Source organism: Paracidovorax sp. MALMAid1276 (assembly GCF_049198005.1).
Lineage (GTDB): Bacteria > Pseudomonadota > Gammaproteobacteria > Burkholderiales > Burkholderiaceae_C > Acidovorax.
The window spans coordinates 22,457-40,239 of record NZ_JBMIRS010000071.1; the positions used below are offsets into that span (position 1 = coordinate 22,457).

General features: G+C 68.6%; 19 protein-coding genes. 9 read left to right on the plus strand and 10 right to left on the minus strand.

Annotated features, from left to right (window positions below; genetic code table 11):
• Nucleotides 1-30 precede the first annotated feature (30 nt).
• The 6 genes from ACOQFS_RS04550 to ACOQFS_RS04575 all read left to right on the plus strand — a co-directional run bounded on the left by ACOQFS_RS04550 (nucleotide 31) and on the right by ACOQFS_RS04575 (nucleotide 6,303).
• Nucleotides 31-1,152, plus strand: a complete 1,122-nt coding sequence (locus ACOQFS_RS04550; RefSeq protein WP_026062147.1) for a porin — start codon at nucleotides 31-33, stop codon at nucleotides 1,150-1,152.
• A 908-nt stretch (nucleotides 1,153-2,060) separates the two neighbouring features.
• The gene (locus ACOQFS_RS04555; protein ID WP_059400362.1) at nucleotides 2,061-3,038 is read left to right on the plus strand and encodes a Bug family tripartite tricarboxylate transporter substrate binding protein; all 978 of its coding nucleotides are present in this window, start codon (nucleotides 2,061-2,063) and stop codon (nucleotides 3,036-3,038) included.
• A 21-nt stretch (nucleotides 3,039-3,059) separates the two neighbouring features.
• A complete protein-coding gene (locus ACOQFS_RS04560) occupies nucleotides 3,060-3,584 on the plus strand; it encodes a cupin domain-containing protein (RefSeq protein ID WP_017404464.1) in 525 nt (174 codons plus the stop codon).
• A gap of 119 nt (nucleotides 3,585-3,703) precedes the next feature.
• Entirely contained in the window at nucleotides 3,704-4,495 is a 792-nt protein-coding gene (locus ACOQFS_RS04565; protein ID WP_017404465.1) for an amidohydrolase family protein, read from the plus strand.
• Between the two features lie 55 nt (nucleotides 4,496-4,550).
• On the plus strand, nucleotides 4,551-5,552 hold the full coding sequence (locus tag ACOQFS_RS04570) for a Bug family tripartite tricarboxylate transporter substrate binding protein (RefSeq protein WP_017404466.1): 1,002 nt from the start codon (nucleotides 4,551-4,553) through the stop codon (nucleotides 5,550-5,552).
• 13 nt (nucleotides 5,553-5,565) lie between these two features.
• Entirely contained in the window at nucleotides 5,566-6,303 is a 738-nt protein-coding gene (locus ACOQFS_RS04575; RefSeq protein WP_017404467.1) for a maleate cis-trans isomerase family protein, read from the plus strand.
• A 155-nt stretch (nucleotides 6,304-6,458) separates the two neighbouring features.
• Here the strand turns inward: ACOQFS_RS04575 and ACOQFS_RS04580 are convergent, their stop codons facing one another.
• The 9 genes from ACOQFS_RS04580 to ACOQFS_RS04620 form a co-directional block, all read right to left on the minus strand.
• Nucleotides 6,459-7,460 (minus strand): aldo/keto reductase, encoded by a 1,002-nt coding sequence (locus tag ACOQFS_RS04580; protein WP_017404468.1) that lies wholly within the window; start codon nucleotides 7,458-7,460, stop codon nucleotides 6,459-6,461.
• A gap of 78 nt (nucleotides 7,461-7,538) precedes the next feature.
• Nucleotides 7,539-8,498, minus strand: coding sequence for a Gfo/Idh/MocA family oxidoreductase (locus tag ACOQFS_RS04585; RefSeq protein WP_059400363.1), 960 nt, complete (start codon nucleotides 8,496-8,498; stop codon nucleotides 7,539-7,541).
• A 40-nt stretch (nucleotides 8,499-8,538) separates the two neighbouring features.
• Complete coding sequence (locus tag ACOQFS_RS04590) at nucleotides 8,539-9,411, minus strand: class III extradiol dioxygenase subunit beta (protein ID WP_059400364.1); 873 nt, start codon at nucleotides 9,409-9,411, stop codon at nucleotides 8,539-8,541.
• 1 nt (nucleotide 9,412) lies between these two features.
• Entirely contained in the window at nucleotides 9,413-9,862 is a 450-nt protein-coding gene (gene ligA / locus ACOQFS_RS04595) for a protocatechuate 4,5-dioxygenase subunit alpha (RefSeq protein ID WP_059400365.1), read from the minus strand.
• Nucleotides 9,863-9,874: 12 nt separating this feature from the next.
• Nucleotides 9,875-10,795, minus strand: coding sequence for an amidohydrolase family protein (locus tag ACOQFS_RS04600; protein WP_059400366.1), 921 nt, complete (start codon nucleotides 10,793-10,795; stop codon nucleotides 9,875-9,877).
• Nucleotides 10,792-11,724 carry a DUF1932 domain-containing protein gene (locus ACOQFS_RS04605; RefSeq protein WP_017407889.1) on the minus strand — a complete coding sequence of 311 codons (933 nt, stop codon included), beginning with the start codon at nucleotides 11,722-11,724 and terminating at the stop codon, nucleotides 10,792-10,794. Before ACOQFS_RS04605 ends, ACOQFS_RS04600 begins: the two co-directional genes overlap by 4 nt.
• An 11-nt stretch (nucleotides 11,725-11,735) precedes the next feature.
• Nucleotides 11,736-12,419 carry a 4-carboxy-4-hydroxy-2-oxoadipate aldolase/oxaloacetate decarboxylase gene (gene ligK / locus ACOQFS_RS04610; protein WP_059400367.1) on the minus strand — a complete coding sequence of 228 codons (684 nt, stop codon included), beginning with the start codon at nucleotides 12,417-12,419 and terminating at the stop codon, nucleotides 11,736-11,738.
• A 1-nt stretch (nucleotide 12,420) separates the two neighbouring features.
• The gene (locus ACOQFS_RS04615) at nucleotides 12,421-13,455 is read right to left on the minus strand and encodes an amidohydrolase family protein (RefSeq protein ID WP_059400368.1); all 1,035 of its coding nucleotides are present in this window, start codon (nucleotides 13,453-13,455) and stop codon (nucleotides 12,421-12,423) included.
• 33 nt (nucleotides 13,456-13,488) lie between these two features.
• Complete coding sequence (locus ACOQFS_RS04620) at nucleotides 13,489-14,148, minus strand: substrate-binding domain-containing protein (RefSeq protein ID WP_017404923.1); 660 nt, start codon at nucleotides 14,146-14,148, stop codon at nucleotides 13,489-13,491.
• A 125-nt stretch (nucleotides 14,149-14,273) separates the two neighbouring features.
• Between ACOQFS_RS04620 and ACOQFS_RS04625 the strand changes: the two genes are divergently transcribed.
• The 3 genes from ACOQFS_RS04625 to ACOQFS_RS04635 all read left to right on the plus strand — a co-directional run bounded on the left by ACOQFS_RS04625 (nucleotide 14,274) and on the right by ACOQFS_RS04635 (nucleotide 17,385).
• Nucleotides 14,274-15,185, plus strand: coding sequence for a LysR substrate-binding domain-containing protein (locus ACOQFS_RS04625; protein ID WP_017404924.1), 912 nt, complete (start codon nucleotides 14,274-14,276; stop codon nucleotides 15,183-15,185).
• Between the two features lie 331 nt (nucleotides 15,186-15,516).
• Complete coding sequence (locus ACOQFS_RS04630) at nucleotides 15,517-16,683, plus strand: ABC transporter substrate-binding protein (protein ID WP_026062255.1); 1,167 nt, start codon at nucleotides 15,517-15,519, stop codon at nucleotides 16,681-16,683.
• Between the two features lie 405 nt (nucleotides 16,684-17,088).
• A complete protein-coding gene (locus tag ACOQFS_RS04635; protein WP_017404926.1) occupies nucleotides 17,089-17,385 on the plus strand; it encodes a hypothetical protein in 297 nt (98 codons plus the stop codon).
• A gap of 55 nt (nucleotides 17,386-17,440) precedes the next feature.
• Here ACOQFS_RS04635 and ACOQFS_RS04640 read toward each other — a convergent pair.
• On the minus strand, nucleotides 17,441-17,783 hold a 343-nt coding region (locus tag ACOQFS_RS04640; RefSeq protein WP_421561743.1), incomplete at its 5' end, for a fumarylacetoacetate hydrolase family protein.

Below are 17,783 nucleotides of genomic sequence, written 5' to 3' on the forward strand. Positions count from 1 at the left end.
CAAGCCCCAAGTTCAACGAAGGAGACAACTATGAACGGAATGGCCAAGCATGCGGTTGCATGCGCCGCGCTGCTGTGCGTTTGCGGCGCAGCCAATGCCCAGAGCAGCGTGACCATGTATGGGCGGGTGGATGCCGGGATGGACTCGCCGAGATCGGGGGGCTCGAGTGTCAATCGGCTGGTATCGGGCGGAAGTGCGGGGAGCAACCTGGGTTTTCGCGGCGTGGAGGACTTGGGAGGAGGGCTTGCCGCCGTCTTCCGCCTCGAGATGGGCATCAACCTCGACGACGGCACGCTCGGCCAAGGCGGTCGCGCGTTCGGGCGCGAGGCGTCGGTCGGCCTGAGCGATGCGCGGTTCGGCACGCTGCAGATGGGCCGTATTCCCACTCCGTACTACATGGTCCAGAGCAGTGTGGACGCCTTCGTCTGGGAAGGCGCCGGCGGGCTGCTCGCGCTCACCAGAAACGTCAGCCCCACCACGCAGCGCCAGGTGCTGCCGATGGGGGTGTCGGCGCGGCAGGACAACGCGGTCAACTACGTGTCCCCGCGCTGGGGCGGCATCGAGTTCCGCGGCCAGTACTCCTTCGGCGAGAACTCGACGACGATCGGACGCGGGTACGGCGCATCCGCGCGCTACCAGGCCGGGGGCTTCGACCTCAATGCGGGCTTCCAGCGGCAGGAGGGGCCGGACGATGCTGCGGGCAAGGTCTCGGCGATGGTGGTTGGCGGCTCCTACGACGCCCGCTTCGCCAAGTTCTTCCTGGGCATGACGGTGGAGAAGAACTCCTGCGCGACCTGCACCGGGGCAATCGCCCGCATGCCCGGTGCTTCGACGAGCGAATTCCGGCTGACCAACCTCGGCGTGCGCGTGCCGTTCGGACAGTTCACGGCCGTTGCCCAGTTCACCCGCGTCAACGACCGGTCCGACTACACGGCGTTGACGGGCAACCGGGACGCGAACTGGATCTCGCTTGGCGGCGACTACGACCTGTCCAAGAGGACGCGCCTGTACTTCGGCGTGGGACAGATCAGCAACAAGAACGGGTCGCAGTACGTGCTGGGCACCGGCACTGCCCAGGCCCCGGCCATGCTGGTCGGCTCGTCCAGCGGCAGCTCCCGCAACATCTACATGGGGGTCCGTCACAACTTTTGATGGCGACCGGCGGCACGCCGCTGCGGCCCCGCGATGGGCCGCGGTGGCTGGGCGCCGGGATCCCCGCATTGTTATCTCCAAGGTTTGGTGCCGGGGCAACCCGGCGCCTTTTTTTGTGCACGGGCGCCTGCCCGGGGAAAGCGCCGAGAAGGTGGGCAAGGGCATCGTCTCCCGCGCGAGGTCGGGCCGACCGTCCCGCGCCCGAGGCGGTGGCCAAGGTGGCGCGCATTGGGGGCGGCACAAGGAGCCTGCTTGGAGCTGCGCCCCGGAGCGGCGGCGCCGCCTTGATCGGCTCGCGCGGTGGCCTGGTGAGCGCGCGCCGCGGCCGAGGGCCCGTCGCGTCGTCCGTGCAGTCACTGAACATGGACTCTCCCGGACCGCCGATCCCCGGGACCGTCGGATGCGCTGGCGCGTGCCGTTCGGCCGCGCCGCCCGGGCTTTGAGCGACGGCGGGCGCCTTCTCGCGCAGGACTGCACGTTGCGCTTCGGCCTAGTGCTCAGCGATGCGGATGCGCTCGCCCGCTGCCAGGCAAGCGCGGCGGGCAAGGGCAGGACCAGGATCTCCGGAGCGCCGAACCGGTCCGCGTTGATGTCGAGCACGAACTGCGCTTCGTGCAACCGTGCCTGCACCCAGCGGTGACCATGCTGGCGGTCGTCGCCCGCGCGCCGCGTGGCGTGAACGCCTGGCCCATGCCCCTGGAGGGCGACGCGTCCCTTTGTGGCCGGCCACCGCCGACGACGGCGGAGACCTCCGAAAGGCGCGGAGCATGGCGAATTCATTTCTTCGATACAGCGAATAGGCCAGCCTGCGTTGCCGGGCACGCACCGGCCCCCCAGAATTGACAGCGGTCAACAAATCGTCCGCGACAACGAATCGCGGATATCGACAACCGCCCAGGAGACACCCCATGAAAACCTTCCAGGTCGCCGCGGCCCTCGCCGTGTCGCTCATTTGCGCCGCCATTCCGGTGCACGCACAAGCACCAGCTTCCCGTGACTATCCCAGCCGGCCGATCCGGATGATCGTACCGTTCCCCGCCGGCGGTCCCACCGACCTGCTGGCCCGCGTCGTCGGGCAGCGTATGGGCGAGTTGATGCGCCAGCCGATCGTGGTGGACAACAAGCCGGGCGCCAACACCATCATTGGCGCCGATGCCGTCGCGAAGGCGGCGCCGGACGGCTACACGCTGCTGATGGCCATCGACAACACGCTGGTGATGAACCAGTACCTCTACGCCAAGCTGCCCTACGATCCCGTCCAGGATTTCGAGCCGATCGGCAAGGTGGCCACCACGCCCCTGGTGGTCATGACCCACCAGGCCGGACCCCAGTCCATGCAGGCGCTGCTCGCGCAGTCCAAGGCCGGCGCCGCCGCAATGAGCTATGGCTTCGGCACCTTCACGTCCCAGCTCTCCGGCGAGCTGCTCAAGCGCACGCTGGGCAAGGAGGTGGTCTCGGTGCCCTACAAGGGCAGCGCGGGCACGACCCAGAGCCTGCTGACCAAGGACGTCACGTTCACCATCGACGGCATCACGACCGCCATGCCCCATTTCGAGAAGGGCACGCTGCGGCCGCTCGCGCGCCTGAGCGCCAAGCCCATCCCCACGCTGCCCAACGTGCCATCGATGGCCGATGTGGGGATCAAGCTGCCCGACATCGACGTGTGGATGGCGTTGCTGGCGCCCAAGGGCACGCCCGCTGCGGTGGTGGACGAGCTCAACCGCGCGCTGACGCAAGCCCTCGCGTCCAAGGACGTGCAGGAGAAGCTCCTGGGCGCCGGGCTGCTGGCCGACGCCAGCTCGCCGCAGGCGCTGCGCAGCTTCATCGCCTCGGAGGCCGCGAGGTGGCGTCCCGTCATCGCGGAAGCCGGCATCAGGATCGATTGACATTCACGAAGGAGATTCACCATGACCACGAACAGCCCCAGCCACAGCTTCGCCCCGATCGTCAACAGCGCCGCGGAGTGGCGCGCGGAGATGGCGCGCCTGAACAAGCCGGGCCAGCCCAGCTTCTTCCACATCCGGACCCAGTTGCCGAAGCAGGGCCGCACCAACCAGGTCCTCGGCGCGTCGCGCTACATGAACGTGGTGCTCAAGACCTACGCGAGCGGTGGCGAGAACGAGATCCACGCGCATTCCAACGAGGACCACGTGTTCGTCATCCTGCAGGGCGGCGCGGTGTTCCACGGGCCGAATGGCGAGACGCGCGAGGCAGGCAGGAACGATTGCGTGCTGCTGCCGGCCGGCACCTTCTACTGGTTCCACGCCAAGGAAGACCGCGAGGAACTCGTCATGCTGCGCATCGGCGCGCACATCGACCCCGACAGCGACGTGCTCGCGCGCATCGACCTGGAGGGCAAGCCCTTCGATGGCTATTCCGAGAAGAACAAGGAAGTGCCCGTGGTGCTGCACGAGGATCGGATCTTCGAATGAGCGGCCCGTCGCCTGCAACGAGCGCGCGAGCTTCCGCGGAGATTCCGCTGTGCCAGCCTCCCGATCCCGCTCCCCGCAAGCCCAGGCTGATCTGCCCGCCGGGGACCGCGGATTGCCATGTGCATGTCTATGGCCCCGCCGACCGCTATCCCGTGGCCGCGACGCGCGCCTTCGATGTGCCCGACGCCTTGCCGGCGCGGCTGCGCGCGCTGCACGACACCCTGGGCGTCGAGCGCCTGGTGCTCGTGCAGCCCAGCGGCTATGGCACCGACAACCGGCGGCACCTGGAGGCGGTGGCCGAGCTGGGCCGGCCGGCGCGCGTCATCGTCGCGCTGCGGGCCGAGGTGCAGGATGCCGAACTGGACCGCCTGCACGAAGCCGGCGTGCGGGGAGTGCGCTACAACATCGGCCATGCAGGTGCCGTCCCGCTGGCCGAGATGCCCGCGCTGGCGGCGCGCATCGCCCGCCTGGGTTGGCATGTGCAGCTCCACGTCATGGATGACCAGGGCCGAGCTCCGCTGGCCGAGATGGAGCCCACCCTGCGCGAACTGCCCACCGACGTCGTGATCGACCACATGGGCTCGCTCAGGCCGGGAGACGGCGTGGGGCAGCCTGGCTTCCAGGCGCTGCTGAGGCTGGTGAACACGGGGCGGTGCTGGGTCAAGCTGTCCTGCGGCTACCGGATGTCGGCGCTGCCTCCGCCCTACGAGGACATGGTGCCCTACGTCCAGGCGCTGCTGGCCGCCCGGCCGGACCGCCTGGTATGGGCCAGCGACTGGCCGCACGTCTCGTTCAAGGGCGAGATGCCCAACACCACGGACCTGCTGGACCAGATGCTGACCTGGGTGCCCGACGGAGCACAGCGCCACCAGATCCTGGTGCGCAACCCCGAGCAGTTGTACGGGTTCTGAGCGGCCCGCCCCGGCGCCGCCGACCCCCTGCGATCAAAAGAAAGAGGAGACACCCATGCCCATGTTCCATCTGCTGCGCCGCGCGGCGCAGCGCGCCACGCTGCTCGTCCCGATGCTGCTGCTACCGGTCCTCCCCGCCGCTGCGCAGGCGCAGGCCGCGGCCAGCTTCCCCGCCAGGCCGGTGCGTCTGATCGTGCCCTTCCCGGCCGGTGGGCCCGCCGACGTGCTGGGCCGAGCGATCGCGCAACGCCTGTCCGAAAAGTGGCGCCAGCCCGTCGTCGTCGACAACAAGGGCGGGGCCAACACGCTGATCGCGGCGCAGGAGGCCGCCCGGGCCGCGCCCGACGGCTACACCTTGTTCATGCCCCTGGATTCGACCTACACGCTGAACCCGGCGCTGTATTCGCGGCTGCCCTACGATCCGATCAAGGACTTCGCGTCCATCTCGATCGTCGCCCGCCAGTCCCTGGTGCTCACCGCAACCGACCGGACACCCTTCAGGGCGGTGGCCGACCTGGTGGCTGCCGCCCGGGCCCAGCCCGGCAGCATCAACTACGGCTCCAGCACCACGTCCACACAGCTCGCAGGCGAGATGTTCACGCGGCAGAGCGGGATCAAGCTGGTCCAGGTGCCGTACCGCGGCGCCTCGGAGGTCGTCAAAGGAATGCTCTCGGGGGACGTCGAGGTCAGCTTCGACGGCATCGCCGCCAATGTCCCGCACATCCAGTCCGGGAAGATCCGTGCACTGGCCACGACGGGTCCGGTCCGCTCCGCGGCCTTGCCCGACGTGCCGACGCTGGCGGAGGCCGGGCTCAAGGGCTACGAACTGTTGATGTGGAATGCACTGTCCGCGCCCGCCGGCACGCCGCGGGCGATCATCGACAAGATCCACAAGGACGTTGTGGAGGTCGTGCAGCGCAAGGAAGTCAGGGACCAGCTCATGGTGTTCGGTCTGGAGACGGCGGGCACCACGCCCGAGGAGATGGACGAGACCATCCGGCGGGAGACCGCCAAGTACGCGCCCCTGATCAAGGAGCTCGGGCTCAAGCTGAACTGAAGGGCGCATCGGCATGACCGCCCCAGCACTCGACTACGGATCGGGCGGGCGCATCGGCGTGCTGCTGCCCTCCGTGAACCAGGCCGCCGAGCCGCAACTGCGCGCGATGCTTCCCGCCGACATCGCCATCGCGGTCACGCGGCTGAAGCTCGTGGACAGTTCGGAGGCGAGCCTGCTGGGCATGGCCCGGGATGTCGAGCCGGCGGCCGAGCTGCTCGCGGACGCGGGCGTCGACATCGTGGTGTTCCATTGCACCGCCGTGTCGACCTACAGCACCGAGCTGGAGGCGTCGATTCTCGCGCGCATCCAGTCCGCGACTGGGCTGCCCTGCGTGGCCACGTCGCAGGCCCTGGTGGCGGCGCTGCAGGCCCTGCCCGCGCGGCGCGTGGTGCTGCTCTCCCCGTACACGGCGGCCGTCAATGACCGGGAGGCGGCTTACTTCGCCGAGCATGGATTCGAGATCCTCGGCAACGCCGGCCTGGATTGCCGCACCGGCCGCGAGATGATGGCCATCGCGCCGCAGGCGTGGCATGCGTTCGCCACGCGCCATGCCCATGCGCGGGCGGACGCATACGTCCTCAGTTGCACCACCGTGCGGACGGCCGAGACCATCGAGGCCCTGGAGCGTTCCCTGGGACGGCCCGTCGTCACGAGCAACACGGCGGTGGCCTGGTACTGCATGCGCAAGCTTGGCGCGCTGCCGGGGGTTCCAGGCTACGGCCGCCTGCTGGCCCGCGCCGGAGCACCCTGACGCGGTCCGGGGCGCGGCCCGACCGCCGGAGGAGGGCGGGGTGAACCTCACAACCTCGCGCCTGGGCATTCCTGCCCTCGCACCGTGTGGAACCGGCAGCAGGGCGCCCGCAACACCGCGAAGGCGGGCTCGCGGACGCCAGGGGCCTTCGCGGTTCAGAAGGCTTCGGTGTCGACCTCGTTCGCGCTCTGCGCGCTGTAGCGCTGGCCGACCACGGTAAGTTCGTTGATCAGAACGTTCAGCCGCTCGATCACCGCGGCGTGCAGCCGCATGTTGGCGGCGCCCAGGTCGTCCAGCAGGTGTTCCACGCTCGTGGTGCCGGGAATGGGGACGATGTGGCCGCCCTGGTGCAGCAGCCAGGCCAGGGCCAGCTGTGCCGGGGTGCAGCCCGCGTCCCGCGCGATCCTGCGGTAGCCGTCCAGCAGCTTCAGGTTGGCCGCGTAGGCCTCGGGCGCGAAGCGCGGCATGGCGCGGCGGATGTCCTTCTCGTGGAGCGCACCCACGTCCACGAGTTCGCCGCAGAGGAAGCCGCGCGCCAGGGGACTGAAGGCAACGAAGGCCGCGCCCAGCTCGCGGCACGCGTCGAGCACCGCGATCTCCGGGTTGCGCGTCCACAGCGAGTACTCGGTCTGCACGGCGGCGACGGGGTGCACGGCGTGCGCGCGGTGCAATGTGGCGGCGGAGACCTCCGACAGGCCGATGGCCCGCACCTTGCCTGCCGCGACCAGCCGCGACAGCTCGCCCACCGAGTCCTCGATGGGCACCTGCTTGTCCCAGCGGTGCAGGTAGTACAGGTCGATCACGTCGGTGCCCAGGCGGCGCAGGCTGTCCTCGCAGTTGCTGCGCAGCGTGGCGGGGCGGCCGTCGATCACGCGGCGCGTCACGCCGTCCTCGCCCTTCACGCCGGCCATGCCGCCCTTGCTGCACAGGGTGATGCGCTGGCGATGGGGCCGGAGGACGCGGCCCACCAACTCCTCGTTGGCACCGAAGCCGTACAGCGCCGCCGTGTCGAACAGCGTCACGCCGGCATCCAGCGCCGCCAGCAGCACGCGCTCACCCGTGTCGGCGGAGACGGGCGCGCCGTAGGCGTGCGAGAGGTTCATGCAGCCCAGACCGATGGCGCTGACTTCGAATGGGCCGAGGGTGCGTGTCTGCATTGCGCTTCTCCCAGGAAGAACGCCCGCGGCGCTTGCCGTGCAGGCAGTGGAAACGATACAGTGCCAAATGGCGCGGACTCAGTTGAGTTGCCGTTCCAGGCCGTTCAGCACCTGGTAGCACGGCAGGACCTGTGCCACGCTGGCATTGGGCTCCCGGCCTTCCTTGATCGCGGCGAAGAACTCGCGGTCCTGCAGCTCGATGCCGTTCATGCTCACGTCGACCTGGCTCACGTCCACCGGCGTCTCGGGGCCCTTGCTGTGCGACTGCACCAGGTCGTCGTAGCGCGCGATGTAGGTGGCGGTGTCGCCGATGTAGCGGAAGAAGGTGCCCAGCGGGCCGTCGTTGTTGAACGAGAGGCTGAGCGTGCAGATGGCGCCGTTGGCTGCCTGCAGCTGGATGCTCATGTCCATCGCGATGCCCAGCTCCTTGTGAATCGGGCCCTGGATCGCGTTGGCCTTCACGATCGGGCTGCCGGCCTGGTAGGCGAACAGGTCCACGGTGTGGGCGGCGTGGTGCCACAGCAGGTGGTCGGTCCAGCTGCGCGGCTGGCCCAGCGCGTTCATGTTGGTGCGGCGGAAGAAGAACGTCTGCACATCCATCTGCTGGATATTGAACTCGCCCGCCTTGATCTTCTTGTGCACGTACTGGTGGCTGGGGTTGAAGCGGCGGGTGTGGCCGCACATGGCGACGAGGCCGGTCTGCTTCTGCAGGGCGGCGACCTTCTCGCCGTCGGCCAGCACGTCGCACAGCGGGATCTCGACCTGCACGTGCTTGCCGGCTTCCAGGCAGGCGATGGACTGGCTGGCATGCATCTGCGTGGGGGTGCAGAGGATCACCGCGTCCACTTCCTTGATGGCCAGGCTGTCTTCGAGCTTGGTGGTCACGTGCTGGATGCCATACTTGTCGGCCACTTCCCGGGTCTTGGCCAGGTCGCGGCTGACGAGGGAGACGACTTCGACACCGTCGATGTTCTTGATGCCGTCCAGGTGCTTGATGCCGAAGGCGCCGGCGCCGGCCAGGGCTACTTTGATGGTCATGGTGGGGGTCCTTTACGGGTTGATTCGAAATCAGCCAGCCTCAGGCGGGCTGATTCTCCAGGATCAGGTGGCCCACCGCGGTGTTGCTGGCGGGCACATGGAAGAAGCGGTACACCACCTTGGGCGCAGGTCCGCCAGCGACGTCGGCCATGGCGCCGCGGGCGATGAGCCACATCACCAGCTCGATGCCTTCGCTGCCGGCCTCGCGCACGTATTCGATGTGCGGCACCTTGGCCAGCTCGGCGGGCTCGGCGATGAGGCGGTCCAGGAACCGGTTGTCCCAGTCCTTGTTGATGAGGCCGGCGCGCGGGCCCTGCAGCTGGTGGCTCATGCCGCCCGTGCCCCAGATCTGCACGTTGAGGTCTTCGTCGAACGACTCGATGGCCTTGCGGATCGCCTTGCCCAGCTGGAAGCAGCGGTTGCCCGAGGGCACGGGGTACTGCACCACGTTGACGGCGAACGGGATGACCTTGCAGGGCCAGCGATAGTCGGACTGGGGGGGCTGACCGAACATCAGCGACAGCGGCACGGTGAGGCCGTGGTCCACGTCCATCTTGTTGACGATGGTGAGGTCGAAGTCGTCCTGGATGACGGACTGCGCGATGTGCGCCGCCAGCGCCGGATGGCCGTGGACGGCGGGCACAGGGCGCGGGCCCCAGCCTTCGTCGGCGGGCTGGTACTCGGCGGCCGTACCGATGGCGAAGGTCGGGATCATGTCCAGGCTGAACGCGGTGGCGTGGTCGTTGAAGACCAGGAACACCACGTCGGGCTTCTGGGCCTTTTCCCATTCCTTGGAGAAGTCGTAGCCCGCGAACAGCGGCTGCCAGTACGGTTCCTGGGTCTTGCCCAGATCGATGGCGGCGCCGATGGCGGGCACGTGGGAGGTGTAGACGGATGCGGTGATCTTGGCCATGTCAGTTGCTGCCCGTGGTTTTATGGCCGGCCTTGCCTTGGGGTTGGTGTTGCGGCTGGGCGTCGCCGTCCTCGCCGAGAAAACGGTTGCCCTCCGGGGAGCGGCCGCCACCGACCATCATGTTGCGGTATTCCTCCTCGGTCATGCCGGTCATGCTGCCGGCCATCTGCTGGAAGCTCTTGCCGTCGGTGGCGCCGATCTTGGCCAGGAAGTAGATGTTGCCGCCCGTGCGCATGCACCAGTTGAGGTCGCGGGCCAGCACGGCCTGCTTCTGTTCCTCGGTCATGGCCCATTCGTCGAGGTAGGCGCGCTCGTCGGCCTTGAAGCGCTCGCGGTTCTCTGCCTTCATCAGCGACATGCAGAACTGGTTGAGCCAGTAGCCTTTGCGGGACTGCTCGGCATCGAAGATGATGGTGCCGGGCACGTCGAGGTAGGGTTTGTCGAGGGACATGGCGCGCTCTCCTTACTTCGCCTCTTCGGGCCAATACAGGCGCATGGGGTTGTCCACGAGCAGCTTCTTTTGCAGCTCGGCCGTGGGCGCGATGTGGGGGATGAAGTCCACCAGCAGGCCGTCGTCGGGCATGTGGTCCTTGAGGTTGGGGTGCGGCCAGTCGGTGCCCCAGAGCACGCGGTCGGGGAACTCCTCCACCACCTTTCGCGCGAACGGCACCACGTCCTGGTAGGCCGCCTGCTCGCCGTTGAGCGCCTTCGGCCCGGTGACCGACAGGCGCTCGGGGCAACTGACCTTGCTCCACACGTTGGGGTGCTGGCGCATGAACTTCAGGAACAGCTCGAACTCGGGCCCATCGATGGGCTTGGTCACGTCGGGCCGGCCCATGTGGTCCACCACCACGGTGGTAGGCAAGGCCGTGAAGAAATCCCACAGCTCGGGCAGGTCCACCGCCTCGAAGTAGATCACCACATGCCAGCCGAGCTTGGCGATGCGGCCGGCGATCTCCAGCAGCTCGTCCTTGGGCGTGAAGTCCACCAGGCGCTTGACGAAGTTGAAGCGCACGCCGCGCACACCGGCGGCGTGCAGGGCCTGCAATTCTTCATCGGTCACCGAGCGCTTGACCGTGGCCACGCCGCGCGCCTTGCCACCGCTGGACAGGCAGGCATCGACCATGGCGCGGTTGTCGGCGCCGTGGCAGGTGGCCTGCACCACCACGTTGCGGGCAAAGCCCAGGTGGTCGCGCAGCGCGTACAGCTCGTGCTTCGAGGCATCGCAGGGCGTGTACTTGCGCTCGGGCGCGTAGGGGAACTCCGCGCCCGGGCCGAACACGTGGCAGTGCGCGTCCACGCTGCCGGGCGGCACCTGGAAGCGGGGCTTGCTGGGTCCGGCGTACCAGTCGAGCCAGCCTGGGGTTTTCGTGAAAGTGCTCATGCGGTGGGTTCCTTGAGAGATTGCAACAGGCGGTCGGCCTCGGCGCGCCAGTCGGCGGCGCGCGCGAATCCCGGAGCGCCGCGTTCGCCGAACGACCCGGCGTCCGCGCGGTCCGCCATCCAGGCCTGGCGCTCGGCTGTGCCCTGCGCGGAGAAGGCGGGCATGCCCGCTTCGCGCACCGTGTTCGCGGACTCGTGCATCTCCTCGCTGCGGCGGCGGCCATGCTCGATCACGCGCTGGAAGAAATAGGCGCCCTGCTTCTCCCAGTCGATGCCGGGAAAGGTCTCCTGGAGCGAGGCGATGACCGCGTCCTCCACGCCGTAGTGCCGCGCGGCCGTGAAGCTCTCGATCACCATCGCCTCCAGGCCCTTGACCATCACGCTGCGGCACATCTTGGTGGCCGAGGCCACGCCCAGCCGGTCGCTGACGACCTTGGCGACGAAGCCCAGCGGCGCGATGGCCTCGGCCAGCGCCCTGGCCGAGGCGCCGCCCAGCAGCAGCGGCACCTTGATGCGGTAAGGTGGAATGCTGGTCATCACCGCGCCTTCGACGTACCGGGCACCGGCCGCATCAATCAGCGCGCCGGCCGCCTGCTTGGCACCCGGGGAGGCCGAGTTGAAGTCCAGATAGAAGGCTTCCTTGCGCACCTGCGGAGCGCACGCCCGGGCCACGTCCAGCGTCTGGCTGGCGGTGACGGCGCTGATCACGAAGTCGGCAGTGGCCGCGAGCCGGGCGTGGCTGTCGAGCAACTCGACGCCATGGGCCCGCGCGTGCTCCAACAAGGGCCGTTGTAGCGCACCGCCGAGCTTGCGGTCGTAGGCCGAGACGCGCAGCCCCTGGGCGCGCAGGTCCTCGCAGAGAATGCGGCCGACCTCGCCGTAGCCGACGAGGCCGATGTGCCAGTCCTGCGCCGATGCGGGGATGGGCATGGCGTAGGTCCTCAGTCGATGTAGCGCAGCCCGGCCTTTTCGAGCCCGGGGCGCATGTTGTACATATCCAGGCCGAGCACGCCCGAGGCGAGCTTGGCGCGTTTCTCGCCCTCGAAGCTCTCGCGCTTGCGCGCGGCCTCGAGCGTCTCGGCGGCGCGCGCGGCGGGCACGCAGACCACGCCATCGTCGTCGGCCACGATCACGTCGCCCGGCGTGACCCACATGCCGGCGCACACCACCGGGATGTTGACCGAGCCCAGCGTGGCCTTGATCGTGCCCTTGCTGGAAATGGCGCGGCTCCACACGGGGAAATTCATCTCCTGCAGGGTCTTCACGTCGCGCACGCCGGCGTCGATGATGAGCGCCCGCGCACCGCGCGCCTGGAACGAGGTGGCCAGCAGGTCGCCGAAATAGCCATCGGTGCATTCGGAGGTGACGGCCGCCACCACCACGTCGCCGGGCTGGATCTGCTCGGCCGCCACGTGCATCATCCAGTTGTCGCCGGGCTGCAGCAGCACGGTGACGGCTGTGCCGCTGACCTGCTGGCCGCCGTAGATGGGGCGCATGTAGGGCTTGAGCAGGCCCACGCGGCCCATGGCCTCGTGCACGGTAGCCGAGCCGAGGGCAGCCAGGCCGTCAGCGGCTGCGCGATCGGCGCGGGTGATGTTGCGGTAGACAACGCCTAATTCGTACATGTCAGAGCCCCTTTGCCTTCAGTCGTGAATCGAGTCGGGAGAACACGCGGCGCACATTGCCTTCGTAGATCTGGTGCTTGTCGTCGCCGCTCAGGATCTTCGACGCTTCGATGTAGCGCTTGGTGTCGTCGTAGTAGTGGCCGGTGGTGGGGTCGATGCCGCGCACCGCGCCGATCATTTCGGAGGCGAACAGCACGTTCTTCACCGGGATCACGGTGTTCAGCAGGTCGATGCCCGGCTGGTGGTACACGCAGGTGTCGAAGAAGATGTTGTTCAGCAGGTGGTCTTCGAGCAGGGGCTTCTTCATCTCCTGCGCCAGGCCGCGGAAACGGCCCCAGTGGTAGGGCACGGCACCGCCGCCGTGCGGGATCAGGAACTTGAGCGTGGGGAAGTCCTTGAACAGGTCGCCCTGGATGCACTGCATGAAGGCCGTGGTGTCGGCGTTCAGGTAGTGCGCGCCCGTGGTGTGGAAGCACGCGTTGCAGCTGGTGCTCACGTGGATCATGGCGGGCAGGTCGTACTCCACCATCTTCTCGTAGATGGGGTACCAGTGGCGGTCGGTCAGCGGCGGGCTGGTCCAGTGGCCGCCCGAGGGGTCGGGGTTGAGGTTGATGCCCACCGCGCCGTATTCCTTGACGCACTTCTCCAGCTCGGGGATGCAGGTCGCGGGGTCCACCCCGGGGCTTTGCGGCAGCATGGCCACGGGCACGAAGTTGTCGGGGAACAGGGTGGAGACGCGGTGGCACAGCTCGTTGCAGATGGCCGCCCAGGTGCTGGAGACATTGAAGTCGCCGATGTGGTGGGCCATGAAACTGGCGCGCGGCGAGAACAGCGTGATGTCGCTGCCGCGCTCCTTCATCAGGCGCAGCTGGTTGGTCTCGATGGACTCGCGCAGCTCGTCGTCGCTGATCTGCAAATCGGCGACCTTGGGCATGGCGGCCGGGTCCTTGATGCCGGCGATCTGCTGGTTGCGCCAGTTCTCCAGCGCCTTGGGTGCCGTGGTGTAGTGGCCATGGCAGTCGATGATGAGGCTCATTGCGTTGTGCTCCTTGGATCTTGGTGTTCGGGTTCAGGCAGGGTCCATGCCCTGGCGTTGCTTGGCTTCGGCCGCCGCTGGCGATGCGAAGAAGTCGAGCAGCGCCTTGGCGGCCTCGGGCTGCTGGCTGGAGGCAGCGACGCCCGATGAAAAAATGGTGGTGATCTGGATCGCAGGCGGCAGCGGGCCCACGATGGTGATGCCCTCCACGTGCAGCAGCTCGCTCAGTTGCTGGAAGCCGAGCTCCACATCGCCACGTGCCACCAGGGAGCCCACGGGCACGCCGGGCGGGGCCTGCACCATGCGGCCGGCCACCTGGTCGGCAATGCCCCAGCGCTCGAACAGTTTCGCCAGCGCCACGCCGCTCGGGCCGGTGGAATAGCTGATGCTGCGCGCGGCCAGCACGGCACTGCGCACTGCGTCTTCCGAGCCGATGTCGGGCAGCGGCGCGCCCGCGCGCACCGCCACGGCCACGCCGGAGCGCACCCAGTCGGTCCTGCTGCCGGCCACGACGGCGCCGGCCGCGATGAGCTTGTCGATGGCGTCAGAGGCAAGCACCACCACGTCGAAAGCCTCGCCGGCCTGCACCCGCTTGGCCGCGTCCACGCCGCCCACGGCCTCGATGGCTGCGCGCTGGCCGGTCTGCTGCTCGTAGGCGGCCAGCAGCTCGGCCAACACCTGGCGGGTGGCCATGGAGGAGATTCCACGAAGCGGAGCATTCATAGGATTGTTTGGTGGCTAAGTATTTTGGGGTATTCTGCTGCAATTCCAGCTATACAAGAAGTGGCGGATTGGTCTACCAGATATCTCATTTGTCGATGGATCTGAAGCAGCTCGAGTACTTTGTGCGGGTCGCCGAAATGGGCAGCTTCACCCATGCCGCGGCGGCCCTCGGCATGGCCCAGTCGGCCCTGAGCCGGCAGGTGCGCCTGCTGGAGGTGGAGCTGCGCCAGAACCTGCTGGTGCGCAATGGCCGCGGCGTCACGCCCACGGAGGCGGGCCGGTTGCTGGTCGACCATGGGCGGGGCATCCTGCACCAGATGGCCCGGGCGCGGGAGGACATGGAGCGCCTGCGCGGCGGCGTCTCGGGCGCCGTCGCCATCGGGCTGCCCAGCAGCGTGGCGCGCGCGATGGCGGTGCCGCTCATGCGCGCCTTCCGCAAGGAATTGCCGGAGGCTCGGCTCTCGATCAGCGAAGGGCTTTCGAGCGAACTCCTGAGAGGACTGGTCAGCGGTCGCCTGGACATCGTCGTGCTCTACAACGGCCAGCCGGTGCGCGATGTGGATGTGTCGCACCTCATGGACGAGGATCTGCTGCTCGTGCGCGCCCGCCCGCGCGGGCTGGCCGAGGACCCGCCGCCCGGCCCCATCGCGCTCGCCGAGCTCGCGCGGCTGCCGCTGGTCATTCCCTCGCGCCCCAACGCGATCCGCATGCACGTGGAAGCCGAGATGGCGCTCATCGGCTGCCGGCCCGAGATCGCGCTGGAGATCGACGGGGTCGCCGCCATCCTGGACATGGTGGCCGACGGGGCCGGGTACGCGGTGCTGCCGCGCAACGCGCTGCTCAATTCGCCTGTTCCTTCTGCCTACAGCGCCCAGGTCATCGGTGCGCCGCCGCTGCGCATAGCGCTGTCCCTGGCGACCAGCCTGCAACGCCCCGCCACGCAGGTCCAGAAGACCACGCTGGACCTGGTGCGGCTGACGGTCTCCGAAGTCCTCCGGCCGGCGTGAAGGCCCGGTCGGCCCGGCTCGGCGTGTCCGATGCCCGCCGGGCCGTCCGTGGTGACAGCCTTGCAGGCCACGGCCTTTCGGCGCATATGGCCCGGTGCGGCGCAGCCGCCCTCGGCGAGATGCAGGACGCATGCGGGCAGTACCCCGCCCGGCGATGCAGGCCTCTGTCCGTGCGGAAGTCGCACCCGCGCGGCGGACTCACATTGACTGAGACTCAATCTATCAAGCGCGCGACAAAGTGTTTAGAGTCGCCTCGCAAAAAGTCAGCGCGACCGGCCGGCGTGGGGCTGCGGCACCGATCGCGCGCACCAATGATGGAGAGAGGCAGACAATGAACACTGAACCTACGGGTACCGACCGAGCGCGGCGCCGCACCTTTTCGTGCATCGGAGGGGTGCTCGCAGCGGCGGCCGTCGGATTGCCGTTCCGAGCGCGGGCGGCGGCGCGCGAGATCCAGATCGCGATGCTGCTTCCTTTGCAGGGAGGACAGGCGCGCCAGGCCGAGATGATCAGGCAGGGCGTGGACGGAGCGCTCGAACAGGCGAACCGCGCTGGAGGGATCCGGGGGCAGCCCGTCAAGCTCCTGGCCATCGACAACGGGTACCAGGCCGAGAAGACCGTCGAGGCCATCGGGTCGCTGGCGGCAAGGGAATCCGTCGTCGCGGTGACCTCTTTGTTCGGCGGCCCGATCATCGGCGCCGCCATTCCGGCGGCGACCCGCGCGGGCGTGCCGATCGTCGGCGTGCTGCACGGAAACGATGCATTCCGCCGCCCGGGGACCGAGATCGTCACCCATGTGCGAGCGACGTTCGACGCGGAGACCCGCGCGATCGCCGCGTTGTTTCCCACCATTGGCCGGAGCCGCTTCGCCGTGCTGCACGCGACCGACAACTCGGGCACGGCGTTCCGCGCGCAGTTCGAGTCGGTGCTGAAGGCGCAGGGACTGCCGCTCGTCGCCGCCGTGCCCTATGCGCGGGACGCCACCGACTACACCGAGCAGGCGCGGAGCATCGAGCGCAGCGGCGCCGACGTAGTAGTGGTCGGTGGCGTGACCGCGACCGGGATCGCCGCCATCCGCGCCAAGGTGGCGACGAAACTGTGGGCGCAGATGGTCTGCCTTTCCACGGTCGATGAGCGCTCGGTGTGGGAGCAAGTGGGCGCCGATGCGGTTGGCACGGCCTTCTCCAGCGTCGTGCCGAACCCCTATGCGACGCTGCTTCCCCTGGCGCGCGAATACCAGGCAGCGATGAAGGCCCGGAACTACGACCGGCTGTCCCTCAGTTCGTTCGAAGGCTACATCAACGCGCAGGTGCTGCTGGAAGGCCTGCGGCGCGCACCCGGGCTGACGCGCCCCGCGCTCCAGGCCACCCTGCGCGCGATGCAGGGGGTGTCCCTCGGCGGCGTCTCCTTCTCCGCGCCGACCGAGGGAAAGATCGCCAGCGGCATCGACGTGGCCGACATCCTGGTGATGACGCACAACGGACGCATGCTGCGCTGAGTACGCGGCCGGGACGGCTCGGATCCCAGCGCCGCTGCGCATTGGCGGCCGCGCCGCCGCGCGTGGAGCGACCGGCCATGTGCCCCGGCCGTACCTGCATGTGCCTCGGGGCGCGGATGGGTCTGCGGCGCACGACATCCGCCGGCGGGAGAGGAGGGCCGCAGCGGTGGATCGCTTCCGGCCGTACCCGCGGATCCCCCGCGTCGGAGGGCGGCGCGGGTGCGTCCGGGTTTGCGCGAGATCAACATTCGTCCAGGACGCCGCCCGCGGCGGTTGACGGCCGGCCGCGGCAGGCCTAGATTAATAGTTAGGCGACTAACAAAAAATCGCCTGCGCCTGCGGAGACGGCAGAACCTGCAGGGCCGCCCAGCCTGCATCCGCCGACGATGGCAGAAAGGAACGATCATGGACAAGCTTCTGGGGATTCTCGTGATTTTGACGCTTCTTGGCGGTGCGGCCACGCTGCTGTGGCTGAACCTGCAACCCGAGTGGTGGAGGCTCCGGCATCCCGGCGCGCTGGAACTGCGGAAGTTCACCGCCCGGCGTCAGGTGCAGGCGGCAAGGACCCAGGACGACCTGCCGGCGACCCGGGCGGCGGAAGTCCGGTGCACGTTCTGCGACCACGCGCCGGCATGCGCGCAGCGCCTGGCGGCCGGGCACACGACGCCGGTCAGCGAGTGTCCCAACCTGCCTCGCCGCTGAATTGCAGGACGCGCCCGGGTGCCAGCTTGGCAGTGCAGGGCAGCGCGCGGCGAGGCTAGGGTGCGCGCTTCGGCGCGTGGATGGTGCTGGCGCATGCGCCGAAGCCGATGCGTCGCGCTCCGCTGCGTTCGCACCAGGCGCGCAGGATGACGGTGTCGCCGTCCTCCAGGAAGGTTCTGTGCTCGCCCGAGGGCAGGGCGATGGCCTGCCGTCCACCGGCAGTCCGCTCGAGGAGCGAGCCGGCCTGTTCTGGATGTGGCCCGGACAGCGTGCCCGATCCGAGCAGGTCGCCAGGCGCGAGGTTGCAGCCGCCGACCGTGTGGTGGGCCACGAGCTGGGCGGGGCTCCAGTAGGCGGCCTCCACGGAGCCCGAGCGCGACAGGCGCGCTGGCAGCAGG

What these genes read in the sequence shown, in the direction of transcription:
- ACOQFS_RS04580 (WP_017404468.1), bottom strand. Translation starts at nt 7,460, where the DNA reads ATGCAGACACGCACCCTCGGCCCATTCGAAGTCAGCGCCATCGGTCTG.
- ACOQFS_RS04635 (WP_017404926.1), top strand. Translation starts at nt 17,089, where the DNA reads ATGGACAAGCTTCTGGGGATTCTCGTGATTTTGACGCTTCTTGGCGGT.
- ACOQFS_RS04590 (WP_059400364.1), bottom strand. Translation starts at nt 9,411, where the DNA reads ATGGCCAAGATCACCGCATCCGTCTACACCTCCCACGTGCCCGCCATC.
- ligA (WP_059400365.1), bottom strand. Translation starts at nt 9,862, where the DNA reads ATGTCCCTCGACAAACCCTACCTCGACGTGCCCGGCACCATCATCTTC.
- ACOQFS_RS04620 (WP_017404923.1), bottom strand. Translation starts at nt 14,148, where the DNA reads ATGGCCACCCGCCAGGTGTTGGCCGAGCTGCTGGCCGCCTACGAGCAG.
- ACOQFS_RS04575 (WP_017404467.1), top strand. Translation starts at nt 5,566, where the DNA reads ATGACCGCCCCAGCACTCGACTACGGATCGGGCGGGCGCATCGGCGTG.
- ACOQFS_RS04630 (WP_026062255.1), top strand. Translation starts at nt 15,517, where the DNA reads ATGAACACTGAACCTACGGGTACCGACCGAGCGCGGCGCCGCACCTTT.
- ACOQFS_RS04560 (WP_017404464.1), top strand. Translation starts at nt 3,060, where the DNA reads ATGACCACGAACAGCCCCAGCCACAGCTTCGCCCCGATCGTCAACAGC.
- ACOQFS_RS04600 (WP_059400366.1), bottom strand. Translation starts at nt 10,795, where the DNA reads ATGAGCACTTTCACGAAAACCCCAGGCTGGCTCGACTGGTACGCCGGA.
- ACOQFS_RS04555 (WP_059400362.1), top strand. Translation starts at nt 2,061, where the DNA reads ATGAAAACCTTCCAGGTCGCCGCGGCCCTCGCCGTGTCGCTCATTTGC.
- ACOQFS_RS04585 (WP_059400363.1), bottom strand. Translation starts at nt 8,498, where the DNA reads ATGACCATCAAAGTAGCCCTGGCCGGCGCCGGCGCCTTCGGCATCAAG.
- ACOQFS_RS04625 (WP_017404924.1), top strand. Translation starts at nt 14,274, where the DNA reads ATGGATCTGAAGCAGCTCGAGTACTTTGTGCGGGTCGCCGAAATGGGC.
- ACOQFS_RS04615 (WP_059400368.1), bottom strand. Translation starts at nt 13,455, where the DNA reads ATGAGCCTCATCATCGACTGCCATGGCCACTACACCACGGCACCCAAG.
- ACOQFS_RS04570 (WP_017404466.1), top strand. Translation starts at nt 4,551, where the DNA reads ATGCCCATGTTCCATCTGCTGCGCCGCGCGGCGCAGCGCGCCACGCTG.
- ACOQFS_RS04605 (WP_017407889.1), bottom strand. Translation starts at nt 11,724, where the DNA reads ATGCCCATCCCCGCATCGGCGCAGGACTGGCACATCGGCCTCGTCGGC.
- ligK (WP_059400367.1), bottom strand. Translation starts at nt 12,419, where the DNA reads ATGTACGAATTAGGCGTTGTCTACCGCAACATCACCCGCGCCGATCGC.
- ACOQFS_RS04550 (WP_026062147.1), top strand. Translation starts at nt 31, where the DNA reads ATGAACGGAATGGCCAAGCATGCGGTTGCATGCGCCGCGCTGCTGTGC.